Source organism: Bradyrhizobium sp. SPXBL-04, from assembly GCF_051853035.1.
GTDB lineage: Bacteria > Pseudomonadota > Alphaproteobacteria > Rhizobiales > Xanthobacteraceae > Bradyrhizobium > Bradyrhizobium zhanjiangense.
In genome coordinates this window covers 80,008-98,401 of sequence record NZ_CP182472.1, presented here as the reverse complement: position 1 = coordinate 98,401, position 18,394 = coordinate 80,008, and the positions used below count along the sequence as shown (strand labels likewise).

The window sequence follows — 18,394 nt, the reverse complement described above, 5'->3', positions numbered from 1 at the left end:
GACAACGATTCCACGTATCGAACGCGCGGGCCTCAGCCGGCCCGCTTCCGCAGTTCCGGCGCCGAGCCGGAGCAGCGAGCGGTCGCTCGAAGGTCTTGCGGACCTTCCGACACTGCGTGTGCGATGCGCCCATGAACCCAACGGCCGGCAAGACATCCGCAACTGGAGAACAAATGGCTTCGACTTCTGCTGATACCTATAGCCCCTCGCGCGACGATTTCGCCGCGATGCTCGACGAGTCCTTCGCAGGTGGCAACCTGCAGGAAAGCTCCGTCGTCAAGGGCAAGGTGGTTGCAATTGAAAAGGACATGGCCGTCATCGACGTCGGCCTGAAGACCGAGGGCCGCGTGGCCCTGCGCGAATTTTCCGGCCCCGGCCGTGACAGCGACCTCAAGGTCGGCGACGAGGTGGAAGTGTTCCTCGATCGCATCGAGAACGCCCTCGGCGAAGCCGTGTTGTCGCGCGACAAGGCGCGCCGCGAAGAGAGCTGGGGCAAGCTCGAGAAGGCGTTCCAGAACAACGAGAAGGTCAACGGCGTCATCTTCAACCAGGTCAAGGGCGGCTTCACCGTCGACCTCGACGGTGCCGTGGCCTTCCTGCCGCGCTCGCAGGTCGACATCCGTCCGATCCGCGACGTCGCGCCGCTGATGAACAACTCGCAGCCGTTCCAGATCCTCAAGATGGACCGCCGCCGCGGCAACATCGTCGTGTCGCGCCGCACGGTGCTGGAAGAGACCCGCGCCGAGCAGCGCCAGGAGCTGGTGCAGAACCTCGAAGAGGGTCAGGTCATCGACGGCGTGGTCAAGAACATCACCGATTACGGTGCGTTCGTTGATCTCGGCGGTATCGACGGCCTCCTGCACGTCACCGACATCGCCTGGCGCCGCGTCAACCACCCGACCGAGGTGCTCTCGATCGGCCAGACCGTGAAGGTCAAGATCATCAAGATCAACCACGAGACGCATCGCATCTCGCTGGGCATGAAGCAGCTCTTGGACGATCCGTGGCAGGGCATCGAAGCCAAGTACCCGCTGGGTGCCCGCTTCACCGGCCGCGTCACCAACATCACCGACTACGGCGCGTTCGTCGAGCTCGAGCCGGGCATCGAAGGCCTGATCCACGTCTCCGAGATGTCGTGGACCAAGAAGAACATGCACCCCGGCAAGATCGTCTCGACCTCGCAGGAAGTCGATGTGCAGGTGCTGGAAGTCGATTCCGTCAAGCGCCGCATCTCGCTCGGCCTCAAGCAGACCATGCGCAACCCCTGGGAGGTCTTCGTCGAAGGTCACCCGACCGGTTCGGTGGTCGAGGGCGAGGTCAAGAACAAGACCGAGTTCGGTCTGTTCCTGGGCCTCGAAGGCGACGTCGACGGCATGGTCCACCTCTCCGATCTCGACTGGAAGCTTCCGGGCGAGCAGGTGATCGACAACTACAAGAAGGGCGACATGGTGAAGGCCGTGGTGCTCGATGTGGACGTCGAGAAGGAGCGTATCTCGCTCGGCATCAAGCAGCTCGAAGGCGACCCCTTCGCCGAGCCGGGCGATGTCAAGAAGGGCGCGGTCGTGACCTGCGAAGTGCTCGAAGTGAAGGAGAGTGGCATCGAGGTGAAGATCGCCGGTACCGACTTCTCGACCTTCATCAAGCGCTCCGAACTCGCCCGTGACCGCAACGACCAGCGTGCCGAACGCTTTGCCGTCGGCGAGAAGGTCGACGCCCGCGTGATCCAGTTCGACAAGAAGGCCCGCAAGGTCCAGGTGTCGATCAAGGCGCTCGAAGTCGCCGAAGAGAAGGAGGCCATCGCGCAGTACGGCTCCTCCGATTCGGGTGCGACGCTCGGCGACATCTTGGGCACCGCGCTCAAGAACCGCGACAACAAGTAAGCGAAACGCAGGTTTCGCTGACATCAAAGCCCCGGCGCGAGCCGGGGCTTTTTTGTTACGCTTGTAGCCCGGATGGAGCGCAAGCGTAATCCGGGGTCGTTGCCTCACGGACGGACTGTCCCGGATTTCGCTGCGCTCCATCCGGGCTACGCACCTACCGCGGTCACAGCCTTGTTTTCTTCAAATTGCGCCGCAATTGATGTATCCAGATAAGCCGATAGTCACGCTGTGACGGCACAACGCGTCTAGCCATTCATTTGGAGATATTCCGATGTCGCTCGATTCGGACATCATCGTCGATCGCCGAAGGATCCGCCGCAAGCTGTCGTTCTGGCGCGTGATGGCCGCGTTGATCGCGATCGCGGCGATCGCGAGCTTCGCGCTGATCGCGACGCCAGGCGCGCGCGGCACGTTCGCATCTGCCGGGTCGATCGCGCGCGTCCACATCGATGGCCTGATCCGCAGCGATTCCGATCGCACCCAGGCGCTGGAGCGGCTGGAGAATTCGCAGGCCGCGGCCGTCATCGTTCACATCAACTCGCCGGGCGGCACCACCGCCGGCTCCGAGCAGCTCTACGATTCGCTCACCCGGCTGAAGGCCAAGAAGCCGCTCGTCGTCGTGGTCGAGGGCCTTGCCGCTTCCGGCGGTTACATCACCGCGATTGCGAGCGACCACATCATCGCCCAGCAGAGCTCGCTGGTCGGCTCGATCGGCGTGCTGTTCCAGTATCCGAACGTCACCGAGCTTTTGAAGACCATCGGCGTCAAGGTCGAGGAGGTGAAGTCGTCGCCGCTGAAGGCCGCGCCCAACGGTTTCGAGCCCACCAGCCCCGAGGCCCGCGCCGCGCTCGATGCGCTGGTGAAGGACTCCTACGCCTGGTTCAGGGGATTGGTGAAGGAGCGGCGTGGCATGGATGACACGCAGCTCGAGAAAGTTGCCGATGGCCGCGTCTTCACCGGCCGCCAGGCGATCGATCTCAAGCTGATCGATCAGATCGGCGACGAGAAGACGGCCGTGACCTGGCTGGTCGAGCAGAAGGGCGTCAAGAAGGGGCTCAGCGTGCGCGATTACAAGCTCCAGCCGCGCTTCGGCGATCTGCCGTTCCTCAAGACGGCCGCCGCCGTAACGCTGGAAGCGCTGGGTTTAGGCTCGATTGCGCATCAAATCGGGCAAGCCGGCGTCGCACAGGCGGTCGATCGGTTCGGAATGGATGGAATGCTGGCCTTGTGGCAGCCGGCCGCGTCAAACTGACGGGAACTGGGCGAGTCCCAGATGTTTTTCCCGCGGGGCGAGTGCCGGGTCAGCCTGCTTTTTCGGCATTTGTCACGCATTTTCACGACGCTCAACCTTGATTTAGCGTCTTGACAGATCACGGTATTTTCACGGAAATGGTCATCCGCACGCTTCCGGGTCCTATCTCTCGATGATCAAATCCGAACTTGTTCAGCGTATCGCCGAGCACAACCCGCATCTGTACCAGCGGGATGTCGAGAACATTGTGAATGCGATTCTCGAAGAGATCGTAGCGGCCCTCGCACGCGGTGACCGCGTCGAGCTGCGCGGCTTTGGTGCCTTCTCGGTCAAGCATCGCCCGGCACGCGCCGGGCGCAATCCGCGCACCGGCGCCCATGTGCCGGTCGACCAGAAGAGCGTTCCGTTCTTCAAGACCGGCAAGGAAATGCGCGAGCGGTTGAACCGCGACCATCCGGATCCCGGCGCGGCAGACTGAGGCCGGCGTCAGGATTTCCTGCGGTCGCGCATGATGCGGCCGCAAGCTTGATTCAAGGCGAGCGAAGCGAGATGCGAAAGTTCCTGACCGCGCTGATCGTGATTCCGCTGGGCCTGCTCCTGGTGGTCTTCGCCGTAACCAACCGGCATTTCGTCACCGTCTCCTTCGATCCCTTCCTGTCGTCCGACCCGTCGCTGTCGGTCACCTTGCCGCTGTTCCTGCTTTTGATCCTGGTCGCCGCCATGGGCGTGCTGGCAGGTGGCTGCGCCGTCTGGCTCGGCCAGCGGCACTGGCGGCGCGCGGCGCGCCGGAATGATGCGGATGCACGGGCTGCCAGGGGCGAATTGGCCGATCTGCGGGCCCAAATGGCCGCAGCAAAGCCCGAGTCCCAGCGCCTCCCCGTCGCCTCGGGGGTCGGCCTTTACGGGCCCATCGGGCGAGACAAGCAGCGCGCGACGTTGTAGAAGCGGCCGCAACCGAAAGCCCTGTTTTCCGGCCGCAGGCCCGCGGCCTCCATTCGCTTTGAGACCATGTCCCTGCTCGTCAAGATCTGCGGCCTGTCTACGCCCGAGACGCTCGAGGTGGCACTCGAGGCGGGTGCCGATATGGTGGGGTTCGTGTTCTTTCCGCCGTCGCCGCGGCACCTGTCGTTGGACGCGGGCCGCGAGCTCGGCCGCCAGGTGAAGCGGCGTGCGCTCAAGGTCGCGCTGACCGTCGATGCCGACGACGCCACGCTCGACAATATCATGGACGCGCTGTCACCGGACATTCTCCAGCTCCATGGCAAGGAGAGCGTGGCGCGGCTGCGCGACATCAAGCAGCGGTTCGGCCGCCCCGTGATGAAGGCGGTGCCGGTCGCCACATCTGCCGATCTCGCCGTGCTGCCCGGCTACGCCGCAGTCGCCGACCGCATCCTGTTCGATGCGCGCGCACCGAAAGATGCAACCCGCCCCGGCGGTCTCGGCGCGCCCTTCGATTGGCACCTGCTCGAAAATCTCGATCTGACCCTGCCCTACATGGTCTCGGGCGGGCTTCACGCCGACAATGTTGCGGAGGCTCTCCGCGTCACCGGCGCCGGCGGCGTCGACGTCTCCTCCGGCATCGAGAGCGCCCCCGGCGTCAAGGATCCCGAGATGATCAAGGCCTTCATTCGCGCCGCGCGCGCCAGCCAAGATACAAGCCAAGAGTTGAGTGTCCGATGAACGTCGCCAAACCCAATTCCTATCGCAGCGGCCCCGACGAGCGCGGCCATTTCGGCATTTTCGGCGGCCGCTTCGTCGCCGAAACCTTGATGCCGCTGATCCTCGATCTGGAGAAGGCCTATACCGAAGCCAAGGCCGATCCGGCGTTCCAGGCCGAGATGAACGGCTATCTCAAGAACTATGTCGGCCGGCCCTCACCGCTCTATTTCGCCGAGCGCCTCACTGAGCATCTTGGCGGTGCGAAAATCTACCTGAAGCGCGAGGAGCTCAACCACACCGGCTCGCACAAGGTGAACAACGTGCTCGGCCAGATCATGCTGGCGCGGCGCATGGGCAAGAAGCGCATCATCGCCGAGACCGGCGCCGGCCAGCACGGTGTCGCCACCGCAACGCTGTGCGCGCGCTTCGGCCTGGAATGCGTGGTCTATATGGGCGCCGTCGACGTCGAGCGGCAGCAGCCCAACGTCATCCGCATGGAGATGCTGGGCGCCAAGGTATTCCCGGTGCAGTCGGGCACGCGCACGCTGAAGGACGCCATGAACGAGGCGCTGCGCGACTGGGTCACCAACGTGCACAACACGTTCTACTGCATCGGCACGGTGGCGGGCCCGCATCCCTATCCGACACTGGTGCGCGACTTCCAGTCGATCATCGGCAACGAGACCAAGACGCAGATGCAGGAGGTCGAGGGCCGGCTGCCGGATTCGCTGGTGGCCTGCATTGGCGGCGGCTCCAACGCGATGGGCCTGTTCCATCCGTTCCTTGACGACCCCTCGGTCGAGATCTTCGGCGTCGAGGCCGCGGGCCATGGCCTCACGCAGCTGCACGCCGCCTCGATCGCGGGCGGCCGTCCCGGCGTGCTCCACGGCAACCGCACCTATCTCTTGATGGATGCCGACGGCCAGATCCAGGACGCGCATTCCATCTCGGCCGGTCTCGACTATCCCGGCATCGGCCCCGAGCATTCCTGGCTGCACGAGATCGGCCGCGTGAACTATCTCTCCGCGACTGACGACGAAGCGCTCGCCGCATTCCAGCTGCTGTCGCGGCTCGAAGGCATCATTCCCGCGCTCGAGCCCGCCCATGCCATCGCCAAGGTGATGGAGCTCGCGCCGAAGCGGCCTCGGGATCACCTGATGGTCGTCAACCTCTCCGGCCGCGGCGACAAGGACGTCCCGCAGGTCGGCGACATCCTCAGGGGCAAGAGCAAGTGACCACGCGTATCGACACCCGTTTTGCCGAGCTGAAAAAGCAGGGCCGCTCGGCCTTCGTGACCTTCCTGATGGCCGGCGACCCCGATCCGGCGACATCGCTCGAGATCATCAAGGCGCTGCCGAAGGCGGGCGCCGACGTGATCGAGATCGGCATGCCTTTCACGGATCCGATGGCCGATGGTCCGTCGATCCAGGCCGCCGGGCTCCGCGCGCTCAAGGCCGGCATGACGCTGAAGAAGACGCTCGACCTCGTGCGCGGCTTCCGCAAGGACGACAACGCGACGCCGATCGTGCTGATGGGCTATTACAACCCAATCTACATCTATGGCGTCGATAAATTCCTGGCCGATGCCAAGAGTGCCGGCGTCGATGGTCTCATCATCGTCGACCTGCCGCCGGAGGAGGACGACGAGCTCTGCCTGCCCGCGATGAAGGCCGGGCTCAACTTCATCCGTCTGGCGACGCCGACCACCGATGACAAGCGTCTGCCGGCCGTGCTCGCCAACACCTCGGGCTTCGTCTATTACGTCTCGATCACCGGCATCACCGGTGCGGCCGCCGCGGACTCCTCGGCGGTGAGCGAAGCAGTTGCCCGCATCAAGCGGCACACAAAACTGCCGGTCTGCGTCGGCTTCGGCATCCGCACGCCGGAGGCTGCGCGCGCCATTGCCTCGCATGCCAATGGTGCGGTGGTCGGCACCGCGCTGGTCGATGTGCTCAAGAACAGCCTCGATGCGGATGGGCGGGCAACTGGCAAAACCGTCAACGCCGTCGCCGAATTGACGGCGGCCCTGGCCCAGGGCGTTAAGGGCGCGCAACAGGCGGCGGAATAATTCCGCTCTTGGGGCGGGCGACACGGCGGCTTGCCGGGCAGCGGCCCGGCCGCCATATATCCCTTCAGGCGATCCGCGAGGCGGGTTCGCACATCGGAGCAAACCATGAACTGGCTTACCAATGTGGTTCGGCCGAAGATCCGCAACATGCTGCGGCGGGAGACGCCGGAGAACCTGTGGATCAAGTGCCCGGATTCCGGACAGCTCGTCTTCTACAAGGACGTCGAGGCCAACCAGTTCGTCATCCCCGGCTCGAACTACCACATGCGCATGGGCGCGGTGGCCCGGTTGAAGTCGATCTTCGACAACGAGACCTGGTTCGATGTGGCGCTGCCCGAGGTCACGCCCGATCCGCTCAAGTTTCGCGATGAGAAGAAGTACGTCGATCGCATCAAGGATGCGCGCGCGCGCACCAACCTCAACGACGCGATCAAGGTCGGCTACGGCAAGCTCGAAGGCTCCGCCGTCGTCGTCGCAGTGCAGGATTTCGATTTCATGGGCGGCTCGCTCGGCATGGCCGCAGGCGAGGCCATCGTGCGCGGGCTCGAGCTTGCGGTCGAGAAGAATGCGCCGTTCATCGTGTTCGCCGCATCCGGCGGCGCGCGGATGCAGGAAGGCATTTTGTCGCTGATGCAGATGCCGCGCACCACCGTTGCGGTGCAGATGCTGCGCGAGGCAAAATTGCCCTATATCGTCGTGCTGACCAATCCGACCACCGGCGGCGTCACTGCGTCCTATGCCATGCTCGGTGACGTGCAGATCGCCGAGCCCGGCGCGCTGATCGGCTTCGCCGGCGCACGCGTGATCGAGCAGACCATCCGCGAAAAACTCCCCGAGGGGTTCCAGCGCGCCGAGTATCTGAAGGAGCACGGCATGGTCGACATGGTCGTGCATCGCCACGAATTGCGTCCGACGCTGGCGCGACTCTGCCGCCTGCTGACCAAGGCGCCGGCGCTGGAAAGCGCATCGAAGCCGGTGCAGCCGGTTGCGAGCCCGGCGCAGATCGTATCGGCCGCCGAGACGGCGCCGGCCGCGCCCCACGCGTGAACGCGTCCTCTGACAGCGCAAAGCCGCCGCTCGGCGAATTGATCGGGCGGCTGTCGGCCCTGCATCAGAAACGCATCGATCTCGGGCTCGAGCGGATGCACCGCCTGCTCGCGCGGCTCGGCCATCCCGAAAGCAAGCTGCCGCCGGTGATCCACATCGCCGGCACCAACGGCAAGGGTTCGACGCTCGCTTATCTGCGCGCGACGCTGGAGGCCGCAGGCTTGCGCGTGCACGCCTACACCTCGCCCTATCTCGTCCGCATCAACGAATGCTTCCGGCTGGGTCGCGTCGGTGGCGGCGTGCTCGTCAGTGACGATGAATTGCGCGCCGCTCTCGAAGAGGTCGAGCGCGTCAATGCCGGCGAGGCTGCGACTCTGTTCGAGCTGAAGACCGCCGCGGCCTTGCATCTGTTCGCACAGCATCCGGCCGACGTGGTGCTGCTCGAAGTAGGCCTCGGCGGCCGGCTCGATTCGACCAACGTGATCGATGTGCCGGCGGCCTGCGTGATCACGCCTGTCAGCATGGATCACATGGACTTCCTTGGGGCGACCCTGGCATCGATCGCCGGCGAGAAGGCCGCGATCATCAAGCGCGGCGTACCCGTGATTTGCGCCGAGCAATCGCCGGAGGCGATGAACGCGATCGAGGCGCAGGCCAGGCGCATGCGCGCACCGCTGTTTGCGGCGAACGAAAGCTGGCACGTCAATGTCGAGCGCGGACGTCTGGTCTATTCCGACGATCGCGGTTTGATGGACCTGGCGGCGCCGCGCCTGTTCGGCCGCCATCAGTTCGACAATGCCGGCCTTGCAATCGCGACGTTGCGCGCCGTCCCGGCGTTCAAGGTCAACCAGGCGGCGTTCGAGGCCGGCATCGTCGGCGCGGAATGGCCGGCACGAATGCAGCGCATCACTTCGGGCGAACTGCTCTCTTGGGGACCGCAGGGCTCGGAAATCTGGCTCGATGGCGGACACAATGCGGAGGGCGGCCGTGTCGCCGCGGCTGCGCTCGGCGATCTCGAAGAGCGGGTGTCGCGGCCGCTGGTCGTCATCGCCGGCATGATGGCCAACAAGGATGCTCAGGGCTTTCTCGCCAATTTCGCCGGTCTCACCCGTCACATCATTGCAGTGCCGATCCCTGATACCGAGAACGCTATGCCGGTCGACCGCCTCGCGGACGCCGCGCGCAGCCTCGGCATGCGCGTCGAGCCCGCGCCCGGCATCGAAGCTGCGCTGCGCGCCTTGGCGAAGCTCGCCTACGAGGTGCCGCCGCGCATCCTGATCACCGGCTCGCTCTATCTGGCCGGCCACGTGCTGGCGATCAACGGCACGCCGCCTGCATGAGTTTGCGTAGCCCGGATGGAGCGCAGCGCAATCCGGGATCGTGCCACAAGCGATGAAGGCCCCGGATTTCGCTTCGCTCCATCCGGGCTACGGTGATGAACGATGCGTTTTGCCGCGATTGCCGACGTCCACGGAAACTATCTCGCGCTCGAAGCCGTGCTCGCCGACATCCGCGCGCAAGGCATTGCCGACATCGTCAATCTCGGCGACATGCTGAGCGGACCGCTCGATGCGCGCAGGACGATCGAGATCCTGATGACGCTCGACGCCGTGCACGTGCTCGGCAATCACGACCGCTATCTGCTCGACCGCGCTCCGGAACAGATGGGCTCGTGGGATCGTCCCGCCCATGCGCAGCTCAATGCCGCGCAGCTCGACTGGCTGCGCGCGCAGCCGATGACGCGTGTGTTTCGCGACCAGGTCTTCCTGTGCCATGCGACGCCCAATAGTGATGAAGTCTATTGGCTCGACACCGTGCATCCCGACGGCACGGTTGCGCTGTCGCCGCTGGACCGCATCGAGCAATTCGCACAAGGCATCACGCAGTCGCTGATCCTCTGCGCCCACACCCATCTCGCCCGCGCTGTGCGCCTGCGCGACGGCCGGCTGATCGTCAATCCCGGCAGCGTCGGCAGCCCTGGTTATCGCGACAAGCATCCGTATCCGCACGTCGTCGAAGCCGGCACGCCGCACGCGCGTTATGCCATTCTCGAACTTGCTGATGGCGTTTGGCAGGTGACGTTCCGACACGTCGTGTATGATTATGAAGCGATGGCGGCGTTGGCGCGGCGAAACGGGCAGCCTGAACTGGCGAACGCGCTGGCGACGGGATGGATTGGGTAGTTATGATCTTGTAGCCCGGATGGAGCGCAGCGTAATCCGGGGCATCGTCGCTTGTGGCACAATTCCCGGATTACGCTGCGCTCCATCCGGGCTACGGCTAGCTCACTTCAACAACTTCATCGGATCGGCCGCTTTCTGCTTCAGCTGCTCGAATGTGCATTGCCGCGGCGCCTTGTCGGGACGCCAGCGCAGGATCGAGGTGCCGTGGCGAAAGCGCTCGCCGCTGAAATGGTCGTAGCAGACCTCGATCACCAGCTTCGGCTTGAGCGGACACCACTTTGCTGACCGCTCGGTGGACCAGCGGCTCGGCCCGCCCGGCGCGTTGCCGGTGAAGCCGGGCTCGCCAATCAATGCTTCGAGCCGATCGGTCAGATCAGGCTTCTGCTCTGCCTTGATCGCCGAGGTGAAGCCGACATGGTGCAGTAGACCTTTGTCGTCATAGAGCCCGAGCAGCAGCGAGCCGACCACGTTCCTGCCGGCGATCTTGTTGGTGGCGTAGCGGAAGCCGCCGACGACGCAATCGGCGCTGCGGAATTTCTTGATCTTCTGCATGCCGTCGCGCGTGCCGGCTTGGTAGGGCAGGTCGATGCGCTTGGCGATGACACCGTCCGAACCGCCGCCGGATTGCGCCAGCCATTTTTTGGCGGTGGCGTAGCTCGTTGTCGACGGTGAAAGACGGAAGACGCTGCCCCTGAGGTTGGCTTTCGCGAACGCTTCGAGCGCCGGCCGTCGTTCGATCAACGACTTTCCAGCGAGGTGCTTGTCCTTCGCCGCCGCGAGCAGATCGAAGACGAGGTAGAGCGCCGGCGCGTCCTGCGAGAGCTTCTTCACGCGGCTTGCCGCGGGATGGATTCGTTGCAGCAATGTGTCGAACGAAAAACCCTTGCCGTGCGGCACGACGATCTCGCCGTCGAGCGTGAAACGATCCGCCCTCAGCTTCAACGCGGCGGCAACGATCTCGGGGAAATAGCGCGTGAGGTCCTCGCCGGATTTCGAGCGGAGATCGACGTCGCTGCCGTTGCGCGACAGCAAGCAGCGAAAGCCGTCCCATTTCGGCTCGTACTGCCACTCCTTGCCGCGCGGGATCGCATCGACCGACCGCGCCTCCATCGCAACGAGGGAGGTCGATTTTCGCGCGCGCTTTGCGGGAGGGGCGGGCAAGGGCTGGGACTCGTCCTACGCTGAACACGCCCCACCAACGCAAAACGGCCGGCTTTCGCCGGCCGTTCTCGAAAATAATCCTGCGCGAGAAGGATCAGACCGCGGAGGTGATCCACTGCTGGAGCTTTGCCTTCGGTGCCGCGCCAACCTGGCGGGAGGCCATCTCGCCGCCCTTGAAGATCATCAGAGTCGGGATCGACATCACGCCATACTTGGACGCGGTCTTCGGGCTCTCGTCGACGTTGAGCTTCACGATCTTGACCTTGTCGCCCATCGCACCGGCGATCTCGTCGAGGGCGGGCGCGATCATGCGGCAGGGGCCGCACCATTCGGCCCAGAAATCGACGACCACGGGGCCGTTCGCCTTGAGCACTTCGGCTTCGAAATCGGCGTCGGAAACCTTGCTAACGGCCATTGGAGTACCTCACTCGGTTGAAAGAATCGGCGCGACCTGGAATCGCGCCCGGGATCATGGGGTCAACCTATGAACGGCTCCTTGCCGGGTCAAGGACGCTCACACCGAGATGAAGGGATGCCAGCGCCGCGTCCAGCGCGGGGGCCGAAATCTCCATATATTCAAGGGTCTCGGTCCAGAGCAGGACAGCCCTGACAGGCCTTTGGGGATAAAGCCTCGATAGCACCGCACGGTACAGCGCGAGCTGCCGGACATAGGCGGCGGGTGTCTCGGCCGCGTTTCTGGGTGCCGCCTGGTTGGTCTTGAAATCGACGATCAGGACCTCCTCGGGTCGAACGACCAGCCGGTCGATCTGCCCCGACACCAGCGCCGGGGTGCGCCCCGGCCGCTCCAATTTGCCGACGATGGCGACCTCGGCCCGGCTGCCGGCGGCAAAGACCGGGGCGAAGCGCGGCTCAGCGATCAAGGCGAGCACCTTGTCGGCCAGTGCGGTGCGGTCGGCCTCCGGCCAGTCCGAGGCATTGCGTGCCATGAAGTCGCGTGCGGCCTCGCGCCGGCGCTGGGCGGCGATGTCGGGCAGGGATTGCAGCAGCCGGTGCACCAGCGTGCCGCGTTGCAGCGCCAGCGCGCGGGACTGCACCGATTCGCCGCTGCGTACGCGGCGGCCCTCTTCGGCCGACTGGCCCGAGGGGCGCACGGGATCCTCGTCGATAACCTCGCGCGGGGCCGGCGCTCGCAGCCAGTCCGGCAAAGCGATTGTCTGGTCCACCGACGTCGCCGGCGTGCCTAGCGCCGCGACATCCTCCGGCCGCGCGAATCGTGTCACTTTGCCGAGCGGCGTCTCGATGATCTGCTTGTCCAGGCCCGAGCCGGCGAGGCCGGTGTCGACCAGATCGTACCAGCTCAGCTTGCGGACGGTCCTCATATTGCCGGGCATGCAGCCGCCGACGATCAGGCGGTCGGCGGCGCGCGTCATCGCGACGTAGAGTAGGCGGCGATATTCGTCCTCGGTCTCCTCGAGCATGGCCTTGCGCGCCTCGGCGACCGGCTTGGGATCGTCGGCCTTACGGCCGGCCCAGACCACCACCTCGCCGCCATTGCCGCGCGGCACGTGAATTAGCCGCAGCCGCTGCGAATCCGCGGGCGAGGATGTCGTGTCCACCATGAATACGACGGAAGCCTCCAGACCCTTGGCACCGTGCACGGTCATCACCCGCACCTCGTCGCGCGAGATCTCCATGTCGCGCTTCACTTCGGTGTCGGCCGAACGCAGCCAGGCCATGAAGCCCTGCAGCGAGGCCGGCGCCTTGCGCTCATAGTTCAGCGCCAGCTCCAGGAACTCGTCGAGCGCGTCGTTGGCCTCAAAGCCGAGACGGCGCAGGATGCGTGCGCGGCCGCCATCGCCCCCTAGCAGCCAGGCGTAGAACGCGAACGGCGTCTCCTCGCGCGCGCGCATCTCGCAGGCTTCCAGGCGCCGCAATGCCGTGGCGAACTTCTCGCTTGTGTCCGCATGTTCGCCGAGCGCGCGGCGCAGCGATCCCTTGCGGTCCCAGGCAAGCTGGAACAGGTCGTCGTCATCGAGCCCGAACAGCGGGCTCTTCAGCGCCACGGCGAGCGCGAGATCGTCCTGCGGCAGCAGCAGCGCGTCCGCAAGGTTCATCAGGTCGATGATGGCGATGTGCTCGGTCAGCTTGAGCCGGTCGGCGCCGGCGACCGGGACGCCAGCGTGCTTCAGCGCCTGGATCACGGCGTCAAAGGCATTACCGCGCCGCCGCACCAGGATCAGCATGTCGCCATAGCGCAGCGGCCGCCGCTCGCCTTCGTGTCCCGTCAGCGTGCCGCTCTCGACCAGCCGCTTGATCTCGGCCTGGATGCGGCGCGCGAGCTTCACCTCGGGGCTGGTGACGGCAACGCCGTCGAACGGTGCGCGCCAGCCCTCGATGTCCTGTCGCTCGTCGGCCTCCGCGAGGTCCCACAGCTCGATCACGCTCGGGCCTGCATCGGCTAGCGCATTGTGCAGGGGATGGCCGATCTCGACCGAATGGATGCTCTTGTAGATCTGGGGATCGCGAAAGACGTGGTCGACCGAGTGCAGGATCGCGGCGCCCGAGCGGAACGAATAGGTGAAGGCGACCGGATCGAACTTCAGCCCGGCCGCGGTGAACTTGCGGTGCAGCTCGCGCCGGCGTGCGTCGAATTCGTGCGGAGCTGCGCCCTGGAACGAGAAGATCGACTGTTTCTCGTCGCCGACCGCGAAGACGGTGCGGTTCAGCCCCTCACGCGCGCCTTCGCCTGCGGTGAATTCGGAGATGATGTGCGCGACGATGTCCCATTGCCGCGGGCTGGTGTCCTGGGCCTCGTCGATCAGGACGTGATCGACGCCGCGGTCGAGCTTGTAATGCACCCAGCCCGAGGAGACGCGGTCCAGCATCGCCAGCGTCTTGTCGATGAGGTCGTCATAGTCGAGCAGACCGCGCTCCTGCTTCTCGCGGCGGTAGTTTTGGGCGGCAGCGGTCGCAATGTGCAGCAGGGCCGCGGTGCGGTCGCGAACCGTCACAGCGCGACGCTTCTCGATCAGCCCACCAAGCCGCTGCGCCTCGGCCTCGAACAGGCGGGCGACGGACGGGTTGTGATCGCAAAACTTCTTGGTCAGCACTGCCTTGCGCGGCAGCTTGTCGTCGGTGAGGAAGACGCAGAGATAGGCATCGACCTGTGCACTGCCGGAAAAGACTTTTGCTTCGCGGAGCCGGCCGGCCTGGTCGTTGTCGGACTTGCTGCCGTCCTCCAGCGCGAAGGCGATCTCGTCCCAGCGCGACCGCGGCAGGAACGGACCGTCGAGAATTTCAGTCTCGACGTCCTCGATGCGGTCGCCGGCGTCGACACCCAGCACCGCCGCCATCTGAGCAGCAGCTGCCTCGGCGTTGCCGGCCTCGTCGGTCCAGGCCATGAAATGATCGCGACTCAGGCACGCCTCGCGCACGACCTCCTTGAAGGTGACGTCGGCGGCGCTCGCCATCGCCGTCAACAGCGCGCGGCCTATGACGCTCTCCGGATCACGTGCGGCGTCGAGCAGCACCTTCAGATTGGCGCGCTCCATCATGTCGGTCTGGTCGCGCTCGTCGATCACGGCAAAGCGCGCGGGCACGTTGGCCTCGAACGGGAATTGCTGGAGCAGGCGGGTGCAGAGCGCGTGGATGGTCTGCACCTTCAAGCCACCCGGCGTTTCCAGCGCGCAAGCAAACAGCTTTCGCGCCTCGCGCCGCAGTTTTGGGCTGGGGTAGGGAATGCCGACGGCGCGAATGGCGGCGTCGAGCCCGGCATCGTCCAGCGTCACCCAATGACCGAGCGTGGTGAACACGCGCTCGGCCATGTTGGCGGCGGCGGCCTTGGTGAAGGTGATGCAGAGGATCTTTTCCGGCGGCACGCCGGACAGCAAGAGGCGGATCACGCGCTGGACCAGCACATGCGTCTTGCCCGAGCCGGCATTGGCCGACACGAAAGCGGAGGCGGTCGGATCGGATGCGCGCGCCTGCCGCGCGCGCACCTCGTCCGGGATGGGGCGCGGCGCCTTCACCATTCCTCGATCCCCAATCCACCGGCCGCAGACCATTCCTTGATCCGGGCAAGATCGTCATAGGTGCCGTAGCGGTTCGCCCACATCGGCAGGTTCAGCGAGGTGTACGGCTGGTTCTCGTCCTCGAAGGCGCGGATCAGCGCCTCCAATTTGGCTCTTGCGTCGGCGGCGGCAGTGTCCGGCGGAATTGGCTCGTCACCTTTGTTTACCTTGAGCTGGAGGATGCGCTCTTCCCCGGCCGGATTGTTGCCGCCCAGGCGGACATAGACGAGCTGGCTGACCGACGCACCGGCGTCGATGTCGGGAAAGCCGCCTTCGCGCAGGATCGCGGCTTCCAGCGTCAGCTGCGGTGACAGGCCCATGCGGACCTGCTTGTCGCTTGGCGGCTGCCCGGTTTTGTAGTCGAGGATGGCATAGAAGCCGCCCTTGCGGCGCTCGATGCGGTCCGCGCGCGCAGAGAGGCGGAAGCTACGCGTGGTGTCGAGCGTGATCGAGATCTCGCCGTGGGTCTCCGCCGTGATGGCCTCGATCGCATCGCGCCGCGCCGTCTCCCATTCGCCGAACCAGCGCGCGATGCGCTGGAAGCGCGGCCACCATAGCGCCCGCGCCTCGGGCCGCTCCATCAGCGGCGCGAAATGCTTCTCGCCGATTGCCCGCAGAACGCGCGCGGGATCGTCGGGCAGGCGTGCCGCATAGGTTTCCGTGAACTCTCCGAGCGCATCATGGATTGCCGAGCCGCGATCGGCGGCCGAGAGCGGCATGTCGACCGGGTCAAGCGCATCCAGCCGCAAAATGTGCTTTGCGTAGATCGTGTAGGGATCGCGCAGCCAGTCCTCGATCGCGGTCACGGACATCTTGAGCGGCCGCGTCGCGCGCGGCGGTCGCGGCTCGGGCTGCTTGATCGGCCTGACCTCGTCGGGCTGGTCCAGCGCGCCCGCGAACTGCACGTATTTCTCGCCGGCGCGAACCGCCGCCTTCCAGAGTTCGTCGCCCGCCACTGCCTCTAACCGATGCAGGAAGCGCGACGCCACCGCCGGCGCGCCGCCGGCCTTGGCGGAATGGGTGAGGATCACCTCGTCGCCGCCGAGCAATTGCGCAAAGTCGTGCGCGGAGAGGCCGATGCGGCGCTCCGGCAGATCGAGACCGAGCTCGTGCCGCATCGGCCGGCTGAGCCAGGGATCGATGCGAGGTGCCGGTGGCCAGACCCCCTCGATCAGGCCGCCAATGATGATGCGGTCGGCCTGCATCAGGCGCGATTCCAGGGGGCCGTAGATTTGCAGCCGGGCGCCCGGCCTGTCGCGCCGCCGCACGGCGCGATCGCCGAACGCGGTCTGGAAGACATCGGGATAGTCAGGCAACGGCACCATCAGCCCGCTGGTCGTGCCGCCGCGCAGCAGGTCGTCGAAGGCGCTGGCGAGGGCGAGGCCTTCGCGCTCCTCGAAGGCGAGCGGAATGCCCTGCTCGTCGCGTGACAGCTCGATCATGATCTCGCGATGCCGGTGCGCGAGCTCGGCGAAGTCATACGGTTTCGAAGAGGCCAGGCTCTCGATCGGCGCCAATGCTTTTTGCAAGGCATCGATCAGCGCCTGGATGCGATCGAGATCCTCGGCCTTGAGCCGCGCGCGTGGCTCGGCCTTATGGAGCGCGGAGACTTCGCTGCGCCACAGCTTTGCCAGCTCGTCGCGAAAGCGGTTGAATTCGCGTAGGAGGCCGGCCGTGCCTGCAGGTGGGCGCGTGCCGCGCAGGACCGCGAGTTCGAGTCCCTCGATCGCTGCCTTCCACGCACTGGGCGCGCGGCCGAGCCGGCACAGCGGATGCTTCAGCATCGCCAAAAGCGTCGGCGGCTCCAGGCCCTTGGTCGCCGCCTCTGCCGCCAGGCGGGCAAAGACGCCGGCGGATGTTTCCATCAACACATCGCCGCCGGAATCGTCGAAGGCGAGGTCCCATCGCGTCAGCGCAGCCATCACCCGCCGCGCCAGCGCGCGATCGGGCGTCACCAGCGCCGCCGATTTGTCGAGATGCCGCGCCTCGCGCATCGCGATCGCGATAGCGAGCGCCTCCATTTCAGGGTTGGGGGCTTCGACAACCGTCAGGTTCTTCATGCCGCCGGCGATCTTTGCGGCGACATCCGGCTGCTTCAGCCGGTCATGCCAAACTTCCGTCTTGGCCGACGGCCGCATCGATTCGGACGCGAGCAGATCCCGGCCGCCTTCTGCCGGCGGCTGGAGAATCTCGACGTCGCTGCGCTTGATGCCAAAACGCTGCAACAGCGCGTGCATGGCATATTGCGGATGGTTCGAGGCCGGATGCTCCGCGAATTTGCCGAGCGCATCGCGCACGCCGCCGATGGTGCGCCAGGCGTCATCGTCGAGATCGGTGTCGAGGCCCGGCAGCACCACGGCGCCATGTGGCAGCGATGCGACCGCATGGAGGAATTTTGCGGTGGCCGGCATCGAGCCGGTTGAACCGGCCGCGATCACCGGCCCGCTCGGATGCGCGGTCAGCCGCCTGGCTTCCGCCGCGATCAGGAGATCGCGCCGCGCCGCCGGCTCGATCCGTTTGATCTCGGCGAGATGGCTGGGCCAGGCAATGCGCGCGATGCGCAAGAATTCGAGCGAGTGCTGCCAGTAGCGGTCGAGGTTATCCGGTACCAGACCGTCGAGCGCGCTCCAGTCGACGCCGCGCGTCACCATGTCGTCGATCAGGCGCGCGAGGTCGCCGGCCAGCGCCAGTGTCGAAGCTGGACCGCCAACCACCAGCGGCGCCAGCACCGGGCCCTTGGCCCAAGCGGCGACGAGCTGCGCCAGCGTCAGCCGCCGTTCGAGCTCACCCAGCCGCGGCGGAATGTCGAGAGGTGTTGCACCTGAAAACGGCTCGCCCTCGTCGGCGAAAGCGAGCTCGTCCTCGTCGATGTCACCGAGCGCGACGATGCGCGGCAGCACCACCGCGTCTGCCTTCATCTCGTCGAGGAAGATCTCGCGCACCACACGCATCGCGCGCCGGGTCGGCAGATACAGCGTGGCATCGGCAAGCCGCGCCGGCTCCTTGCGCGCCTCGAAGCCATCGACCAGCCGGCCGTCGAGCAGGGCCGCGACGACCGTGCGTAGGAACGGAACTGAGATGGGAACGCTGAAAACGCGCATGGGCTGCCTGAT

General features: G+C 65.7%; 14 protein-coding genes. 10 read left to right on the top strand and 4 right to left on the bottom strand.

What is annotated here, in order from left to right:
- The first annotated feature begins 173 nt into the window (after window positions 1–173).
- From rpsA to ACNJX8_RS00375, 10 genes are all read left to right on the top strand, one after another.
- Window positions 174–1,880, top strand: a complete 1,707-nt coding sequence (gene rpsA, locus ACNJX8_RS00420) for a 30S ribosomal protein S1 (RefSeq protein WP_164934835.1) — start codon at window positions 174–176, stop codon at window positions 1,878–1,880.
- Window positions 1,881–2,151: 271 nt separating this feature from the next.
- A complete protein-coding gene (sppA, locus tag ACNJX8_RS00415; protein WP_439359235.1) occupies window positions 2,152–3,132 on the top strand; it encodes a signal peptide peptidase SppA in 981 nt (326 codons plus the stop codon).
- A gap of 172 nt (window positions 3,133–3,304) precedes the next feature.
- The gene (locus ACNJX8_RS00410) at window positions 3,305–3,610 is read left to right on the top strand and encodes an integration host factor subunit beta (RefSeq protein WP_008539997.1); all 306 of its coding nucleotides are present in this window, start codon (window positions 3,305–3,307) and stop codon (window positions 3,608–3,610) included.
- 71 nt (window positions 3,611–3,681) lie between these two features.
- Window positions 3,682–4,074 carry a DUF1049 domain-containing protein gene (locus ACNJX8_RS00405; protein WP_439359234.1) on the top strand — a complete coding sequence of 131 codons (393 nt, stop codon included), beginning with the start codon at window positions 3,682–3,684 and terminating at the stop codon, window positions 4,072–4,074.
- 66 nt (window positions 4,075–4,140) lie between these two features.
- Window positions 4,141–4,812 (top strand): phosphoribosylanthranilate isomerase, encoded by a 672-nt coding sequence (locus tag ACNJX8_RS00400; protein WP_439359233.1) that lies wholly within the window; start codon window positions 4,141–4,143, stop codon window positions 4,810–4,812.
- The gene (gene trpB / locus ACNJX8_RS00395) at window positions 4,809–6,026 is read left to right on the top strand and encodes a tryptophan synthase subunit beta (protein ID WP_439359231.1); all 1,218 of its coding nucleotides are present in this window, start codon (window positions 4,809–4,811) and stop codon (window positions 6,024–6,026) included. Before ACNJX8_RS00400 ends, trpB begins: the two co-directional genes overlap by 4 nt.
- Window positions 6,023–6,859: a tryptophan synthase subunit alpha gene (gene trpA, locus ACNJX8_RS00390; protein ID WP_439359230.1), complete on the top strand. Its 837-nt coding sequence runs from the start codon at window positions 6,023–6,025 to the stop codon at window positions 6,857–6,859. The genes trpB and trpA overlap by 4 nt, the downstream gene beginning before the upstream one ends.
- Before the next feature lie 105 nt (window positions 6,860–6,964).
- Window positions 6,965–7,906 (top strand): acetyl-CoA carboxylase, carboxyltransferase subunit beta, encoded by a 942-nt coding sequence (accD, locus tag ACNJX8_RS00385; protein WP_091882310.1) that lies wholly within the window; start codon window positions 6,965–6,967, stop codon window positions 7,904–7,906.
- Entirely contained in the window at window positions 7,903–9,246 is a 1,344-nt protein-coding gene (locus ACNJX8_RS00380; protein ID WP_439359229.1) for a bifunctional folylpolyglutamate synthase/dihydrofolate synthase, read from the top strand. The genes accD and ACNJX8_RS00380 overlap by 4 nt, the downstream gene beginning before the upstream one ends.
- Before the next feature lie 102 nt (window positions 9,247–9,348).
- Window positions 9,349–10,089 carry a metallophosphoesterase family protein gene (locus tag ACNJX8_RS00375; protein WP_439359228.1) on the top strand — a complete coding sequence of 247 codons (741 nt, stop codon included), beginning with the start codon at window positions 9,349–9,351 and terminating at the stop codon, window positions 10,087–10,089.
- A gap of 102 nt (window positions 10,090–10,191) precedes the next feature.
- Here the strand turns inward: ACNJX8_RS00375 and ACNJX8_RS00370 are convergent, their stop codons facing one another.
- From ACNJX8_RS00370 to addB, 4 genes are all read right to left on the bottom strand, one after another.
- Window positions 10,192–11,199, bottom strand: coding sequence for an ATP-dependent DNA ligase (locus ACNJX8_RS00370; protein WP_439362045.1), 1,008 nt, complete (start codon window positions 11,197–11,199; stop codon window positions 10,192–10,194).
- A 145-nt stretch (window positions 11,200–11,344) separates the two neighbouring features.
- Window positions 11,345–11,665, bottom strand: coding sequence for a thioredoxin (trxA, locus tag ACNJX8_RS00365; protein ID WP_008540017.1), 321 nt, complete (start codon window positions 11,663–11,665; stop codon window positions 11,345–11,347).
- Between the two features lie 67 nt (window positions 11,666–11,732).
- Window positions 11,733–15,242, bottom strand: a complete 3,510-nt coding sequence (gene addA / locus ACNJX8_RS00360) for a double-strand break repair helicase AddA (protein ID WP_439359227.1) — start codon at window positions 15,240–15,242, stop codon at window positions 11,733–11,735.
- Complete coding sequence (addB, locus tag ACNJX8_RS00355) at window positions 15,236–18,382, bottom strand: double-strand break repair protein AddB (protein WP_439359226.1); 3,147 nt, start codon at window positions 18,380–18,382, stop codon at window positions 15,236–15,238. The genes addA and addB overlap by 7 nt, the downstream gene beginning before the upstream one ends.
- Window positions 18,383–18,394: the final 12 nt, after the last annotated feature.

Bases quoted from the DNA above. Each gene is read 5' to 3' on its own strand.
- sppA (WP_439359235.1), top strand. From the start codon at position 2,152: ATGTCGCTCGATTCGGACATCATCGTCGATCGCCGAAGGATCCGCCGC.
- trxA (WP_008540017.1), bottom strand. From the start codon at position 11,665: ATGGCCGTTAGCAAGGTTTCCGACGCCGATTTCGAAGCCGAAGTGCTC.
- ACNJX8_RS00410 (WP_008539997.1), top strand. From the start codon at position 3,305: ATGATCAAATCCGAACTTGTTCAGCGTATCGCCGAGCACAACCCGCAT.
- addB (WP_439359226.1), bottom strand. From the start codon at position 18,382: ATGCGCGTTTTCAGCGTTCCCATCTCAGTTCCGTTCCTACGCACGGTC.
- ACNJX8_RS00370 (WP_439362045.1), bottom strand. From the start codon at position 11,199: ATGGAGGCGCGGTCGGTCGATGCGATCCCGCGCGGCAAGGAGTGGCAG.
- addA (WP_439359227.1), bottom strand. From the start codon at position 15,242: ATGGTGAAGGCGCCGCGCCCCATCCCGGACGAGGTGCGCGCGCGGCAG.
- rpsA (WP_164934835.1), top strand. From the start codon at position 174: ATGGCTTCGACTTCTGCTGATACCTATAGCCCCTCGCGCGACGATTTC.
- ACNJX8_RS00405 (WP_439359234.1), top strand. From the start codon at position 3,682: ATGCGAAAGTTCCTGACCGCGCTGATCGTGATTCCGCTGGGCCTGCTC.
- accD (WP_091882310.1), top strand. From the start codon at position 6,965: ATGAACTGGCTTACCAATGTGGTTCGGCCGAAGATCCGCAACATGCTG.
- ACNJX8_RS00375 (WP_439359228.1), top strand. From the start codon at position 9,349: ATGCGTTTTGCCGCGATTGCCGACGTCCACGGAAACTATCTCGCGCTC.
- trpB (WP_439359231.1), top strand. From the start codon at position 4,809: ATGAACGTCGCCAAACCCAATTCCTATCGCAGCGGCCCCGACGAGCGC.
- ACNJX8_RS00400 (WP_439359233.1), top strand. From the start codon at position 4,141: ATGTCCCTGCTCGTCAAGATCTGCGGCCTGTCTACGCCCGAGACGCTC.